Genomic DNA, 12,386 nt, shown 5'->3' with positions numbered 1-12,386 from the left:
AATGTTTATAATTGTTGATGTAGGCATCAGTAACACTTTTATCCTGCCCTGCCCACACTAATCACACCAATAATGCCGGGCATGGAATTTAACAATGTCGTTAGTCTCACGGGGCTTGGTGACTACTTGGATTCCATGATTAGGGGCTTCTATGGGGCGTCAAGATTATTATTACTGCCCGCCATAACGGGCATTAACAAGGTAAATTGTGAGTTATTGAATAGTTTTTGTTGCAGTGATGGTTTGCTGACGGTTAATTACAGGGTTATTGGTAGGGTATCCATCGTTAGAGCTGTCCTCGGTAGTATTGTGAGGAATGAAGTGCCGTGCATGATTGACGTTAGGAGAATGCCGCCATTATCGAGGTTTGTAGAGGGCGGATTTGCGTCTATTAAGGGCAACTCACTAATCATTAATTACTGGGGCGATTACATGAAGATCCTGGAATCCTCCGAAGAGGCGTCGATAATCCTTGAATTATTAAGTGCGTTGAGGCGCTGTGGCGCCTACACAGTTAATTCACTGTCAAGGTGCATGGGGGTTGATGAGGATGACGTGCTTAGGGCTTTAATAATCCTTAGGATGCTCTACCCAGCGCTTATCGAGGTTGTTCTGCCCAATGGCTCGACTATGAACTCGAAACTCGGGGAGTTCGGTATTGGTAAACTACTGAGTGTTGATGAGTTATTCAATGCCTTGGTGGTGAATGATTCTGGTAATGCCGTGGTTGTACCAAGCCCCCTATTAAAGGTACTGAGCCACATTAGCCCTAGAACTAGGCCTAGATCGAGGATTCGCGAGCAATCCAAGTTGGTGGTTAATGGCGACATTGTGGTTGTTAGGTCTGGGTCTAGCAAGTATTCAATACCGTCAATCCTTACTTCGTTAATTTCGATAATGCCGTTGTCGCGGATATTGGCTGTGGGTTTGGCGTTAAGGGGACTTATGGGCTTAGGCGTGGTGCATCCTTCGTAATACTCATCGACGTTGATGAGCACGTCCTCCAGCTTAGGCGTAGTGGTTGGGCTGTGGATAGGGTTGTGGCTGACGCCAGGAGACTACCATTGAGGGATTCCTCAATAGACGTAGTTATTCTCTGGAACGTCATAAACTTCATCAGGGATAAGGAGGTGGCCATAAACGAGGTCAAGCGCGTGAGCAGGCGTGAGGTGGCATTCTCGGTGTATAATGCGATTAATGCCCACTGGAGTTATGACTATGAGGCCTTCATGATTGACGCCCTGAGGCTTGGCAGGCCAATCATTATTAGGAGGGTTAGTAATACGCAGTTCCAGGCGATTATGAGGGTTAACCATGATAAGGATTAGGATACTCAGGGAGGAGTACTGCAATCACTGCAACATTAGTAGGAGGAGTCCGAGGAGTACTGGGGTTAGGCTTCTCGAGACTGTGATCGATAGGGAGGGCTTTAGGCCGAGGCTCGTGATTGATTACGGCTGCAGCACCTGGAGGAACTCGAAGTACCTGGCTAATAAGTACGGTAGTTTCACCGTAAGGGTTGATGCAATAATGGACACTAGGCCTAATGTTGTTGCATACCCAACACGCCTACCCTTCAGGGATGGAGTAGCCGATGTCGTATTATTCACGCACATACTAATGTTCATGAATAGCAAGGATGAGTGGCAAGAGACAATAGGCGAATTAAAGAGGGTGAGTAAGAGGTATATAGTCCTGGAGACGTACCACGTAAAAAAACCCAAGGGCATTAAAGTACGATGCTCAGGAAATAATGAAAATAATAGAAGAAAATAAGCTAAATATAATTAAGAAAAATATAAAACAAAATATGGAAAATTTAATATTATATATCTAAATTGTTCAAACAGAGAACTGGCGTCTTGTGCTGCTTCTTTCCAGAAATAAGAATACTAATATGCTTATTACCGCATGCTTCAAAAGATAAAAGTGCTATTTTTTTTCAGACGTTACAGCGTCATAAATAGAATTATTAATATAATCATAATGAGGTATAGAATTACTAATATTATTACATTTATTATTACATTTTTCACTAAAACTTAAGAAAGAATTTAAATCTCTATTTATAAATTCCTTAACATAAATTTCAATATTACATGCACTGCATTTAGAAAGATCTTGGACACCATTAGTGTAAATAATTATATAACCAAGTTTATATATTTCATACATAGAGTTTTTACGAATACAGATCTTATTATTAATAAGTTTATTAAATATATTATCGAGATTTATTTCTAAATTATAAAATTTCTGCATATTAATAGTAGCTGTCATCAAATAAAGAGGTATAAGTCCTCCAGTCGCACAAAGATATTTTCTTAATTGTCTTTCAATGTGTTGACTCTTTTTTTAATACTGCATCATCAACCTTAACTTCAATAATTGAAAGTCCACTTATGGGAATACTATACCCTTCTTTTTTTAACCACTTTACTTAAATCTAAGCATTGACAGGTACGTGATGATATTACTATAGCGTCAGGTTTACCATTATCTTTTAAATGCTGCTCAACAAAAATAAAAGGTCTAAAATTTATAAAATTATGTAATAGTAATAAAAATACGTTCAATATGCCTGACTCTGTTGAAACATCAAATAAATAATTAATTATTCTGTTGAAATAATCTAAATTAATTATATTAAAAACATAACGAGGAAAATACTGAAATGTTAATTTGTACATAATTTGTTCAAATTTTAGCTGACCAGACATAATTATCCTGAAATAATCTGATTTAAAATAGGATCTAAAATATATTCACGTATTTTATCTAAGCTTAATTCAACATCCTCCTCTCCACGGCATTTATATATATTTTTTTGAACACTTATTATAAATAAGAAGCAGGGCTCCATAGGAGGTTTCGCTATTACGATCTATTATTAATGGTTCAAGAATATTAAAGGGGACTATAACTTCATACGTATCTAATGTTTCCTCTACAGTCTTAGGAAGTTCGGAGAAAGTAATAATTAAATAATAAAGATCTTTTACCGAGTATAGTTGTCCTTTATATTTTATTCCTTCAATTTGTTTCTCAGCAATTATTTTTAATGGTTCTTCTATTAACGGCTTTGTTGCTCGTGTCGTAACTTTTATAGCAATAAATTTTACAATATTTTCTATACGTATTATTAATAATAAATCAGCTAATTTATTAATTATATTCTTTTCATCTTCACTTAATTGAAGTTTTTCGCCAAAAAGTATTTCACTTAATTTAATTAGCAAGGCATCATTAACCATTGTAACTTTTTCATGTATAGAGAAAGAACTACCCATTAATTTAAATAATATGAAAGCAGTTTTTAACGCATCTATTAATTCCTCTTTTTCTGCCCTATATGATAAGTAATTATTCCATTCAATAATTGCCCTTAAACCTACATAATCCAATAATTCTTCATATCTAGGTTTATTAATGGTATATACCCTCTTAAGACTGCTTGCTCTAATATTTTACTCATAATATTGTACCATAGTCTTGGCTTAATACGTTCAATATTACCATAAAATGTGAAAATAGTATCAACCAATTGTTTAAGTATATCTATATTCTCAAAGGGATAATACGGATTTATATTCGTACATTCAGGCAGTTCCTCTTTTTTTAAATCTATAATGTTGCAATATTTCACGTGTAACGCCAATTATTTCGTCCTTAGTAAGTCCCTCAATTTCGTACGAAACTACATTACCTATGTATTTTTCAAAAGAACTTACTATCTCACGTGGAATGTAACCTCTAACCTGAGATAATATTAATATAAAACCTAAATTAGTACCTAGTTTGTTAAATAAGTCCCTTACTTCGCTATGTAAATTATATAACTTATCCTTTTCAATTCGTTCTAACTGATCAAGTGCTAAAGAGACTCCTTGAATTTCTTTCTCAATCAATATTTCAAATGGATCATTATTTGTGCTTTCCTTATTAATAATATTTAATTCTTCTTTTAATTCTTCTAAACAAATATTTAATAATTTTATTAAATATTCATTAAATGATGCGCTTTTTTTCGTATTCATCAGCATCTTCATCAGTAATTGCCTTATAAATTAATAAAATTTTATTTTTCGTAATACCACAATTTATATTTTCTATATTTTCCCTTTGAAGCATTTCATAAAATGCTCTTTTAATTATTGCAGTCTTTCCTGAGCCTACTTCTCCTGATAATATTATAATACTTTTTGTATACTTTGTCATATTATTTATATTATTTATAATATTATCTTTTATTGTAAAATAATGGGTACCAACTAAAATTATATCTTGTGGCGCCCTTGCATCTGCAATTGCAGGTTCAAATGGATTTCCTTTTAAACAAGCTATTTTATATTCGCTATTCATACTTATTATTATGTAATGCTTGCAAGGTATTTTTAAAATTTTACGTGTATCTCTATTTCCCAGCCCTTGTCTGGCTCGCGCAGGTATGCCGGGTGTATGTATAATCGGAATGTGTATGGATTTAACTCGCTGAGGAATCTCAGTTTCTCCGCAAATTCCGTGAGAGACATTACATTGCCGTAGAGCCTAACAAACTCATCGTACAAGTCCTTGACTGCAACCCCTATGTACCCGCCTGGCTTCAGGTATTTATCATACTTATTGCGCCTGACGTATGATGTGAATGCCTTATCACCATGTCGCGGAAATCGGAAGGCAAAACCTCCTGCCTCTCTAGTCTTTTCGAAATAATGTCCCAATGAAGCTCAACCTTTCCTTTTTGATGATTAATCCTTATCGCGCCTTCACTCAATGTCTCGAGGGGTTTCAGGAATTTTTCATGGAACCTGCGCAACTCGTTTTCGGTCAATCCCGCATTGACTCCATATCCATGCCTACTCAACGTAGCGATGAGCATGCTATAAATGTCTTTGATGTCCAGCTCCACATAATTCCTTAATGAATTAAATAATTCATTAACAATGGGATTACCATTAATGTAGGAGTAGAAGAGGAAGCCCAACGACTTCTCAAACCTTTGATGCTTATAAAACACTAAGTCCGCATTACCTAAACTTTCATATGGCCCTAGTGGTCTTGATCTTCCCTTTCTTTCTTCTTTATTTCCATCAAAAAGACCGAGCCTTCGGAGATCATTTATTGGTTTTGATAGCTCTTTTTTTCCCCTTCTGGTCATTTATATTTATATTTAGTCTATTGCTCCAAAATATTTTAAATTCCTGAATTCTTACTTGCGAATCGATTGGATAAATTTTAAAGTACTCCTCTAATATATTTAGCAACTGCTTAAATTTATTTAATGATATAAAATACTGAAGATAGATTAGGTTGTATAGATGCGCCCTTACACTGCCACGCAATATATTTTTATCGTTCATTACCATTATTGTAAAAATAGTACCTTAGTTTAAAAGGCTTTGCCGAGTTAAATTATGTATTAATGTAATAGTATAGAATAAAAGTTAGAATTTATTTCAATGTTTTGAATTTTATTTGGTATATTTCGTAGTTAATTATGACTTCAATATTATTAATGCTATTTATATCGTATACTTAATTTATCAATTCTATTTCATAACTTTCTTATGGTTATTGCTGATTATGGATGTTAGAAATTCGTTACACCAAGTTTGGTGTTATTTTATTAGGACTTAATGTAGGGCTGTATTTATAAATTGAGTGTGAGTGTATAACTAATAGGTGGTTAATGCGTGGTAACCATTAAGGACATAGAGCAGGTATTAACTATGGTTAGGAACAAGGGGCTTAAGGTCATCATTAGGCTGAGGAAGTCGAGGAACATGATCGCCCTTGAGAGGGAGATCAGGCCTTGAGTCCTGAGGGTAATTACGTGGCCTGGGCTTCGGCATTTCCAGCACCGCCTCATCAGATCATTGATGCGTATGGGATAGCCTCAATAGAGATTTACTGCAGGGGTGAATTGATTAAGCAGTTGAGTGATTGGAGGGAACTTGTTAAGGAGCTTCAGTCACTGAATGAGTGCCGTTAGCCACTCTCTACGTCGTATTCCTTACCACCAATCCTCAACTTAATGACAACGCCGCCCTCGCTCTTACTCTCCACGGTACCGTCATCAAGCACAACCTCATTCCCACCACCAATCCTCATATTAATCCTAAACAGCCTAGCGCCGATTTGGGCTAGGTCCTTATAGCGTGATGTACACACGTTAACGTTTATCCAGGACCACCTCCTCCTAATCTCACTGGCTATCTTAATGCCTGCGTCGAGACTACCAATGACACTACCATCGGGCCCCGGCTATAACCCATGCTTATCAGGTTATTTATGTTTGCAGGGCTTACATCGAGTTCGTCTAAATTCACGAAGCTTATCAACCCATTGGTGATTAGGACCTCAGCAACCTTAATGATCTCGCCCTCAAACCTGGGTAGGGCGGGAACCTCGAGACCAAGCTCAATACCCGCATCTTTAAGAACCCTAAGTAGGCTTAACTTACCGTTTAATTGGGCTGGGTTTATTGCGTGTATCCTAACCTCGTCAATACCACTGCCGGCCATTTTCTTAATGGCTTCCTCATTAATGTTTAGGGCGTGGGTATACATGTGTATGTGGAAGCCCTGCCCATAAATATCCTTAAGCAGTCTCACTAACTCGACGACCCTATCAACAACCATTATTGGATCGCCACCAGTGATGGCTAGGCCGTTGGATCCAGCCCTGTCCAGCTCATCGATTATGTCGCCTGGGAACTTATTGATTGGCCTGTCGTTGATGAACATAACGTCCCTGCCAAACCTATCCCTACTAACTGGGCAGTAGAAGCAGTTTAGTGGGCATACACCTGTTATGAATAGTACGCTCTTTATACCTAGTTGGCACTGCCTACATCCCCTTGCAAATTCGCCAAAAACTATGTTAAGCCTAATCATGTATTGAGGGATCAATTAATCCTTCCTTAATTAATCTTACATTTTTATTCTCCTAACTTAATCATATTATTAAGTTTTTGCAAATGTTTTAGTACTATGTTCTTTTATGCTTTTTAGATGCATTTGTGGGGTAATGTTTATAAAAACATTTAAAAATAAATCCCGTGAGCAAACAAGAAGAGATAAGGTCTGCTGGTACACTTGGTTTCATAGGCGGCATATTAACCTTCATACCGTATGCCAATGTTGTGGGCTTTATACTCGTGCTAATAGCTTTGTATCAATTATCAAAGGCCTACAATAACAATGAAATCTGGAGGGATGCAATAGTGGCGGTGATTATCTCAATAGTCGGCGTTGTTATTGCCATATTTTCATTCATAGGCATAATGGCTCTTTTATCGTCCATAAACGCTGGAACGTATACTAGCGTTGGAACTATAATTGCGTGGGTTCTTGGTCTATATGCAATTGCGGTGATAAGTGGGTACTTCTGGAGAAACGCCTATGCAGCTCTCGCATCCTCAAGCAATGTGAGTGAGTTCGCCAGTGCCTCTAGGTGGTACTGGTTGGGTTCGCTGTTGACCATAGTGATCGCTGGTGTTATATTATTGATAGTTGCTGATATATACGCGATACTTGGTTATTATAGGCTGTCACGATGATGTATTTAGCAAAGGTTAGGTATTTTAAATTAATCAATACGTAGGTACTGATGTATAGGTTTAAAAGTACGTTAATTGCCTTCTTATTATCAACAGCGTTCACCATACCCATATTCATAGCCATGAGTATTAACCAGGTAACCTATGAAATAATAGTAGCGCTGTTGGGTAGTACGTGGCCGCCAATAACCCCATGGGGCTTCATAACAGCCATATTCGCACACCCATCATATACCGACTACATATTTGACATGCTCACCCTATGGATGATTGGGCCATACTTCGAGACCATGTTTGGATCAAGAAACTTCTGGCTAACCTTCATGCTCAGCGGCATAGCTTCCGCGCTCTCACCAATACTTTACTACGCAATGGGGACGCCAGTCCTCGTTGGCGGTTCCTCAGGCGCGTTATTTGGGCTTATTGGCTTCATAATAGCCACGCCGCACAGGGGCGTGATACTGGCAAACCCAATAAACATAATAGCAATAATATTCCTACTATCACCACTGGCCTTCGCCTTCGGCATAGCCTACCTAGGCCACCTACTTGGCTTTATCGTGGGCATAATAATTGGTTACATATACATGAAGAGAGATAACAACGCTTTAATAATATAAAGTACTTTGGTTTTACTATTTAATGGTTATTACTTATGACAGGACAAGCCGATGTGAATAATTAATTCATACGGCGGTTCGCACGTGCTCATACTCAACAGGAATACCTAGCTACCTGGAGAAGTTCAGCGCATTGGCAATATAGCCGAACGCCACGGACTTAATCGGTTATTATCAATACGTAATACTAAGACTTATGAGAATAGGCAGTGGATAATTAGGTCAGGTAATTATACTTCAAAATTAAGATTCAAAGTTTAATATTTAAAAGGTACGGCAATACGCATTTAATGGAGAATGAGTAGGGTATTAGCAATTATGATCATGTTAATTGCGATAGCTGCATTGGTATTAATAGCGCTTATGCTTGATTATGGTATATCCACCAAGACATTACGGCTACTTCTTATTGCCTTATTACCAAAAATAGAACGAATATACGCACCTCCCACATGCCCCTATTATAATGGCTACTGGTTTACTAATAATTATGACATAGCCATGATATTGAGGACTGGGAATAACTCAATAATCGTTGATAAGAAATCAATTATATACATAAGCATGGATTACTCCTCTAAATATGTATACACATTCATAGTAAATAAACCTAAGGGAGTACTCATATTCACGCTCTTCCCTGGGATACCCTCGCCAATCATAATGCCCAACGCCAGTGGTACAATAAAAATAGTAATCAGTAACTCGACCCTATACCTAACAATAAACTCAGGTAAGACGATAAAGCTCGTCCCATATCCACCGTATAATTTGTCAAGTAATTACGTAAACATGCGCATTGACTCCTTAGCATGCGTAGCATCACGAAGTGTGTACGGCAATTATATTTACGTTTACGTAATCTTCATGATCCAACCGGCGGGTTGGAGACCAACCCTAAATATTTACCTAATGTCAAACTGTACGTTTTACGGGCTAAGTAATTGTAATTACCGTAGTGAGACCGTCTACATATACTTCAGGAAAAGCGATGGTTAGGATCATCACGCTGACCCCATCATCACCGGGTCAGTGGCGGCACAACCCAATCACTAAAGAGAAAATAAACACACTAGGTAATTAATCCTTAAGTCGTTACCCACTCATTAGTTCCCTGACTAGGTTCTCGATCTTATTAATGGCGTAGCCAACCTCGTCCGGTTCATAAACGCCCTCGTAAAATGCATCATCATGAAGAGTCCTCATTAAATCACTGTATAGGGCCCTCAAGTCCTCGCGACCAATCTCCCTGAGAATTCTCCTTCGCTCGCTGTTGTTCTTAGGGATTACCCCAGTATTCCCATATATGAATGCATTAATCGCTATGATTAATGCGAGGAATGCCTTATCCGCCGCATTCCTGTATAGAAGCATGTCCTTTAACTTAAGGGCTTTGTCAAGCTCCTCCTTGGCGTAGTTTAGAATCTCCAGGGCGCTCATGAACATGGCATTTAAGGCATTACTCGTCATCTCAAGGCAAATTACTCGTTGAGACTTAAATAATTATCAGCTCCAGGTGTTCATCACCGATCTGGTGTCCCGACAGCCATCATCACCCATTAATTCAGTGCGTGGTAGCTTTATAAGGCGTTAGTGATGATTACTCCGTGGTTAAGGTCTTTGTTGGCACGTCGGGTTGGCTTTATGATTGGAACCTGGACTCAACCTTCGATTGGTACGTGAGGAATTCCGGGCTTAATGCCGTTGAATTGAATGCATCCTTTTACAGGTTCCCGTTTAGGAACCAGGTGACTTCCTGGGCTAGGAAGGGCTCTGGCCTCAGGTGGGCTGTTAAGGTTCATAGATACATAACCCATGTCAAGAGACTTAGGGAGGATGCATTAGATACCTGGCGTAGGTTTAGAGACCTATTCCAACCACTTGACCCATACATCGACTTCTACCTCTTCCAAATGCCTCCATCCTTCACTTACAATGATGAGAATATGGAGAGAATAAGGACATTCACCAGGGAGACGGGACTTGGCCCTAGGCTTGCCATTGAGTTTCGTCACGAGAGCTGGTTTAACAGTGAGGATGCCATTAATGAACTGAGGGGCTTGGACATCACTGTGGTGTCCATTGACGAGCCCGGGATTACGTGGGTCAGGAGCACAAGCGGCATCATTTATTTGAGGCTTCACGGTAGGACTGATTGGTATATGTATGACTATAGTAAGGATGAGCTTAGGACCTAGCGATTAAGGCTGTTTCCCTCAATCCTGGTGCGATTTACGTATTCTTTAACAATGATCATTGGATGCTTGAAAATGCCAGGAAGATGCTGGAGATACTGAGGGAGTTAACGAAACGGTGAGGTTACTTCCTAGTTATCGTTAGCATTATTAAGCCCGTGACTGCCAACGCCACGCCGAATGCCATCACTATTACCATGCCGAGCTCATGGGCTTATCATACCAACAATCATCGGCGCCCAACCACCAATCAGTAAGCCCAATTATAGGAAACGCCCAACCCACTCGCCCTGTACTGAACATCAAACTTATCAATTAATACGTATGGTACAAGCCCCATGGCAAAGTTCTCGATAAATGCTAGCATCACCAGGTTTGTGAAGCTTGGGTATAGTATTAAGGCGATTGGTGCATAAACCAGTGATGCAATTAATGTGCCTATTATGAACCACCTATAGTTAATCGCCAGGGCTAATGGACCAGCGAGGAGAACTGCTATAACAGCGGCTATCGTCGAGACAAGCATGACGTTGGGTATCATATTTGCCATACCAATGACCTTTAGGAAGTCTGAATATATTAGGTATGTGGAGTAGTAAATTGTTAGTAATCCACCCGTGAATAATATGCCATACCCAAGCAGGGCACCTTTATACCTAAATAACAGTGTTAATGGGTTCGCCCTGGGTCTTGACCACAATGGCGATTCTACAAGCCTACTCCTAACAATGAAGGCTAGAAGGCTACCACGGCTCCAGTGCCCATGTAGATCCTCCAGCCGTAGGCATTGAAGGATGTTGGTCCCATGTACGTTATGAATAGCACGTTGACCATCGTGCTATGACAACGCCTATTGGGTAACCACTCTGCACAAACGCTGAGGTTACCTCCCTCCTCCATTTACTCCATTCCATGATCATCGACGTCCCTGGACCCCATTCTCCACCCAGGAATATTCCTTGGATAAACCTTAGCGTGAGTAGGGTTATTGGTGCGAGTGCGCCGATGACCATGTATGTCGGTAATAACGCAATACCGAGAGCTGATAGGCTATAACCAAGGACCGTCGTTATCAGCCCAATCCTCCTACCAAACCTGTCGCCAACGTAGCCCATGATCACGGAGCCAAGGGGCCTACCAATAAGTGTAGCCACAAGTGTCGATAGGCCACCAAGTAGGGAGTAGGGCCCAGGGAAGAATAATTCACCGAGTAATGGCATTATTGGCGTGACCAGGAGCGCGTCGTAGCCATCCATGACCCAGCCAAGGTAGGCACTAATAATGCTTTACGCCTAATGGACTCAAGGCTTCCTTGAATGCTCATACGTTGATCAGGTACGTACAGACTATTTAAGTTATTCCATAACCATAACACTATATTGAGAGGGGGTGGTATATTCGAGCAATTATCATTGAGGCGATGAAGATAATTAGGAGAATCAACCTGACACTGAAGGGGCCAGCCCATAAGTTCCTAAGCTCCCTCCACCTACTCCTGACTACACGCTCATCACCGCTGAGCAACGGGCCCGCCAGCTTCAGTGTGCGTGGAATGAGTAATAGCGATACTAATGAGGTGTATGGTAGGTAGTGCAGGAGGGTTGAGACTACTATTGCTAGGTACATGAGGCTATTGATACGTAGACCACGTATCTCGTATTCCTAATGCCCACCAGTAATACCAGGGTTATCTTACCCACTGCCCTGCATGCGTCGATCTCCAAGGCACCTGAACCAATGAGTATTAGTAGCGTGAATAATCCGTTTGGTATGCCGACGATCAATGGCGCTGGATTTGTGTAAATGCCTGTTTGGACGATGTATGAGCCCCAGGTAACGAGGGGCCCCATGGCGAGGGCCGCAAGTAACTCGCCGTAGCCCCTATAGTGGAATTTCAATGGTGGTATGCTGTAGCCAACGCCAATTATTAAGCCTGCCATGGCTAGTATTAACACGGGCCAGCCCACCAGGACGAATAGGTAAATCCCTGCCATGAAGCTATTGCCAGGA

At 39.9% G+C, this 12,386-nt stretch carries 21 protein-coding genes and 1 pseudogene; 9 read left to right on the top strand and 13 right to left on the bottom strand.

Features of this window, described 5'->3' with window-relative positions; all coding sequences use genetic code 11:
* The first annotated feature begins 81 nt into the window (after window positions 1–81).
* Genes JCM16159_RS02680 through JCM16159_RS02670 form a run of 3 tightly spaced genes read left to right on the top strand, consistent with a single transcriptional unit; the run spans window position 82 to window position 1,776 of the window.
* Window positions 82–975, top strand: coding sequence for a hypothetical protein (locus JCM16159_RS02680; protein ID WP_243665671.1), 894 nt, complete (start codon window positions 82–84; stop codon window positions 973–975).
* The gene (locus JCM16159_RS02675; RefSeq protein WP_243665697.1) at window positions 915–1,328 is read left to right on the top strand and encodes a class I SAM-dependent methyltransferase; all 414 of its coding nucleotides are present in this window, start codon (window positions 915–917) and stop codon (window positions 1,326–1,328) included. Before JCM16159_RS02680 ends, JCM16159_RS02675 begins: the two co-directional genes overlap by 61 nt.
* The gene (locus JCM16159_RS02670; protein ID WP_054856870.1) at window positions 1,315–1,776 is read left to right on the top strand and encodes a class I SAM-dependent methyltransferase; all 462 of its coding nucleotides are present in this window, start codon (window positions 1,315–1,317) and stop codon (window positions 1,774–1,776) included. Before JCM16159_RS02675 ends, JCM16159_RS02670 begins: the two co-directional genes overlap by 14 nt.
* A 1,037-nt stretch (window positions 1,777–2,813) precedes the next feature.
* Here the strand turns inward: JCM16159_RS02670 and JCM16159_RS02655 are convergent.
* The 6 genes from JCM16159_RS02655 to JCM16159_RS02635 all read right to left on the bottom strand — a co-directional run bounded on the left by JCM16159_RS02655 (window position 2,814) and on the right by JCM16159_RS02635 (window position 5,366).
* Entirely contained in the window at window positions 2,814–3,404 is a 591-nt protein-coding gene (locus JCM16159_RS02655; protein WP_054856867.1) for a hypothetical protein, read from the bottom strand.
* A 195-nt stretch (window positions 3,405–3,599) separates the two neighbouring features.
* Window positions 3,600–4,049, bottom strand: coding sequence for a hypothetical protein (locus JCM16159_RS02650; RefSeq protein WP_243665670.1), 450 nt, complete (start codon window positions 4,047–4,049; stop codon window positions 3,600–3,602).
* Entirely contained in the window at window positions 4,009–4,362 is a 354-nt protein-coding gene (locus JCM16159_RS02645) for a P-loop NTPase fold protein (protein WP_054856865.1), read from the bottom strand. The genes JCM16159_RS02650 and JCM16159_RS02645 overlap by 41 nt, the downstream gene beginning before the upstream one ends.
* A 32-nt stretch (window positions 4,363–4,394) precedes the next feature.
* Window positions 4,395–4,568 carry a hypothetical protein gene (locus JCM16159_RS13895; RefSeq protein ID WP_243665669.1) on the bottom strand — a complete coding sequence of 58 codons (174 nt, stop codon included), beginning with the start codon at window positions 4,566–4,568 and terminating at the stop codon, window positions 4,395–4,397.
* 35 nt (window positions 4,569–4,603) lie between these two features.
* A complete protein-coding gene (locus JCM16159_RS02640; protein ID WP_243665668.1) occupies window positions 4,604–5,017 on the bottom strand; it encodes a hypothetical protein in 414 nt (137 codons plus the stop codon).
* A 97-nt stretch (window positions 5,018–5,114) separates the two neighbouring features.
* Window positions 5,115–5,366, bottom strand: coding sequence for a hypothetical protein (locus tag JCM16159_RS02635; RefSeq protein ID WP_054856863.1), 252 nt, complete (start codon window positions 5,364–5,366; stop codon window positions 5,115–5,117).
* 327 nt (window positions 5,367–5,693) lie between these two features.
* On the opposite strand from JCM16159_RS02635, the gene JCM16159_RS18335 reads away from it, so the two are divergent.
* Window positions 5,694–5,816, top strand: coding sequence for a hypothetical protein (locus JCM16159_RS18335; protein ID WP_367834219.1), 123 nt, complete (start codon window positions 5,694–5,696; stop codon window positions 5,814–5,816).
* Window positions 5,813–5,992 carry a hypothetical protein gene (locus JCM16159_RS13890; protein ID WP_243665667.1) on the top strand — a complete coding sequence of 60 codons (180 nt, stop codon included), beginning with the start codon at window positions 5,813–5,815 and terminating at the stop codon, window positions 5,990–5,992. The genes JCM16159_RS18335 and JCM16159_RS13890 overlap by 4 nt, the downstream gene beginning before the upstream one ends.
* Here the strand turns inward: JCM16159_RS13890 and JCM16159_RS13885 are convergent.
* Both JCM16159_RS13885 and JCM16159_RS02625 read right to left on the bottom strand, forming a co-directional pair.
* Window positions 5,989–6,171, bottom strand: a complete 183-nt coding sequence (locus tag JCM16159_RS13885; RefSeq protein ID WP_243665666.1) for a hypothetical protein — start codon at window positions 6,169–6,171, stop codon at window positions 5,989–5,991. The two genes, JCM16159_RS13890 and JCM16159_RS13885, sit on opposite strands and share 4 nt — an antisense overlap.
* Before the next feature lie 41 nt (window positions 6,172–6,212).
* On the bottom strand, window positions 6,213–6,896 hold the full coding sequence (locus JCM16159_RS02625; protein ID WP_243665665.1) for a radical SAM protein: 684 nt from the start codon (window positions 6,894–6,896) through the stop codon (window positions 6,213–6,215).
* 164 nt (window positions 6,897–7,060) lie between these two features.
* Between JCM16159_RS02625 and JCM16159_RS02620 the strand changes: the two genes are divergently transcribed.
* The 3 genes from JCM16159_RS02620 to JCM16159_RS02610 all read left to right on the top strand — a co-directional run bounded on the left by JCM16159_RS02620 (window position 7,061) and on the right by JCM16159_RS02610 (window position 9,180).
* The gene (locus JCM16159_RS02620) at window positions 7,061–7,561 is read left to right on the top strand and encodes a DUF996 domain-containing protein (protein WP_054856862.1); all 501 of its coding nucleotides are present in this window, start codon (window positions 7,061–7,063) and stop codon (window positions 7,559–7,561) included.
* Window positions 7,562–7,611: 50 nt separating this feature from the next.
* Entirely contained in the window at window positions 7,612–8,181 is a 570-nt protein-coding gene (locus JCM16159_RS02615; protein ID WP_054856861.1) for a rhomboid family intramembrane serine protease, read from the top strand.
* 297 nt (window positions 8,182–8,478) lie between these two features.
* Window positions 8,479–9,180, top strand: a complete 702-nt coding sequence (locus tag JCM16159_RS02610) for a hypothetical protein (protein ID WP_054856860.1) — start codon at window positions 8,479–8,481, stop codon at window positions 9,178–9,180.
* A gap of 96 nt (window positions 9,181–9,276) precedes the next feature.
* On the opposite strand, the gene JCM16159_RS02605 is transcribed toward JCM16159_RS02610, so the two are convergent.
* Complete coding sequence (locus JCM16159_RS02605; protein ID WP_054856859.1) at window positions 9,277–9,651, bottom strand: PaREP1 family protein; 375 nt, start codon at window positions 9,649–9,651, stop codon at window positions 9,277–9,279.
* A gap of 137 nt (window positions 9,652–9,788) precedes the next feature.
* Here JCM16159_RS02605 and JCM16159_RS02600 point away from each other — a divergent pair.
* Window positions 9,789–10,498 (top strand): annotated as a pseudogene (locus JCM16159_RS02600) (DUF72 domain-containing protein).
* A 128-nt stretch (window positions 10,499–10,626) separates the two neighbouring features.
* Here the strand turns inward: JCM16159_RS02600 and JCM16159_RS13880 are convergent.
* From JCM16159_RS13880 to JCM16159_RS13865, 4 genes are all read right to left on the bottom strand, one after another.
* Window positions 10,627–11,076: a hypothetical protein gene (locus JCM16159_RS13880; protein WP_243665664.1), complete on the bottom strand. Its 450-nt coding sequence runs from the start codon at window positions 11,074–11,076 to the stop codon at window positions 10,627–10,629.
* Window positions 11,077–11,188: 112 nt separating this feature from the next.
* Window positions 11,189–11,632, bottom strand: a complete 444-nt coding sequence (locus tag JCM16159_RS13875; protein ID WP_243665663.1) for an MFS transporter — start codon at window positions 11,630–11,632, stop codon at window positions 11,189–11,191.
* A gap of 118 nt (window positions 11,633–11,750) precedes the next feature.
* Window positions 11,751–12,002, bottom strand: a complete 252-nt coding sequence (locus JCM16159_RS13870) for a hypothetical protein (protein WP_243665662.1) — start codon at window positions 12,000–12,002, stop codon at window positions 11,751–11,753.
* Window positions 11,993–12,370, bottom strand: coding sequence for a prenyltransferase (locus JCM16159_RS13865; RefSeq protein WP_243665661.1), 378 nt, complete (start codon window positions 12,368–12,370; stop codon window positions 11,993–11,995). The genes JCM16159_RS13870 and JCM16159_RS13865 overlap by 10 nt, the downstream gene beginning before the upstream one ends.
* Between the last annotated feature and the right edge of the window lie 16 nt (window positions 12,371–12,386).

It is taken from the genome of Vulcanisaeta sp. JCM 16159 (assembly GCF_001316265.1).
Classification (GTDB): Archaea; Thermoproteota; Thermoprotei; order Thermoproteales; family Thermocladiaceae; genus Vulcanisaeta.
This window is presented reverse-complemented; position numbering and strand designations above follow the sequence as displayed.

What these genes read in the sequence shown, in the direction of transcription:
- JCM16159_RS13875 (WP_243665663.1), bottom strand. Translation starts at nt 11,632, where the DNA reads ATGGATGGCTACGACGCGCTCCTGGTCACGCCAATAATGCCATTACTC.
- JCM16159_RS02605 (WP_054856859.1), bottom strand. Translation starts at nt 9,651, where the DNA reads ATGACGAGTAATGCCTTAAATGCCATGTTCATGAGCGCCCTGGAGATT.
- JCM16159_RS02680 (WP_243665671.1), top strand. Translation starts at nt 82, where the DNA reads ATGGAATTTAACAATGTCGTTAGTCTCACGGGGCTTGGTGACTACTTG.
- JCM16159_RS13870 (WP_243665662.1), bottom strand. Translation starts at nt 12,002, where the DNA reads ATGTACCTAGCAATAGTAGTCTCAACCCTCCTGCACTACCTACCATAC.
- JCM16159_RS02635 (WP_054856863.1), bottom strand. Translation starts at nt 5,366, where the DNA reads ATGGTAATGAACGATAAAAATATATTGCGTGGCAGTGTAAGGGCGCAT.
- JCM16159_RS02650 (WP_243665670.1), bottom strand. Translation starts at nt 4,049, where the DNA reads ATGAAGATGCTGATGAATACGAAAAAAAGCGCATCATTTAATGAATAT.
- JCM16159_RS02645 (WP_054856865.1), bottom strand. Translation starts at nt 4,362, where the DNA reads ATGAATAGCGAATATAAAATAGCTTGTTTAAAAGGAAATCCATTTGAA.
- JCM16159_RS02615 (WP_054856861.1), top strand. Translation starts at nt 7,612, where the DNA reads ATGTATAGGTTTAAAAGTACGTTAATTGCCTTCTTATTATCAACAGCG.
- JCM16159_RS02670 (WP_054856870.1), top strand. Translation starts at nt 1,315, where the DNA reads ATGATAAGGATTAGGATACTCAGGGAGGAGTACTGCAATCACTGCAAC.
- JCM16159_RS02625 (WP_243665665.1), bottom strand. Translation starts at nt 6,896, where the DNA reads ATGATTAGGCTTAACATAGTTTTTGGCGAATTTGCAAGGGGATGTAGG.
- JCM16159_RS02610 (WP_054856860.1), top strand. Translation starts at nt 8,479, where the DNA reads ATGAGTAGGGTATTAGCAATTATGATCATGTTAATTGCGATAGCTGCA.
- JCM16159_RS13865 (WP_243665661.1), bottom strand. Translation starts at nt 12,370, where the DNA reads ATGGCAGGGATTTACCTATTCGTCCTGGTGGGCTGGCCCGTGTTAATA.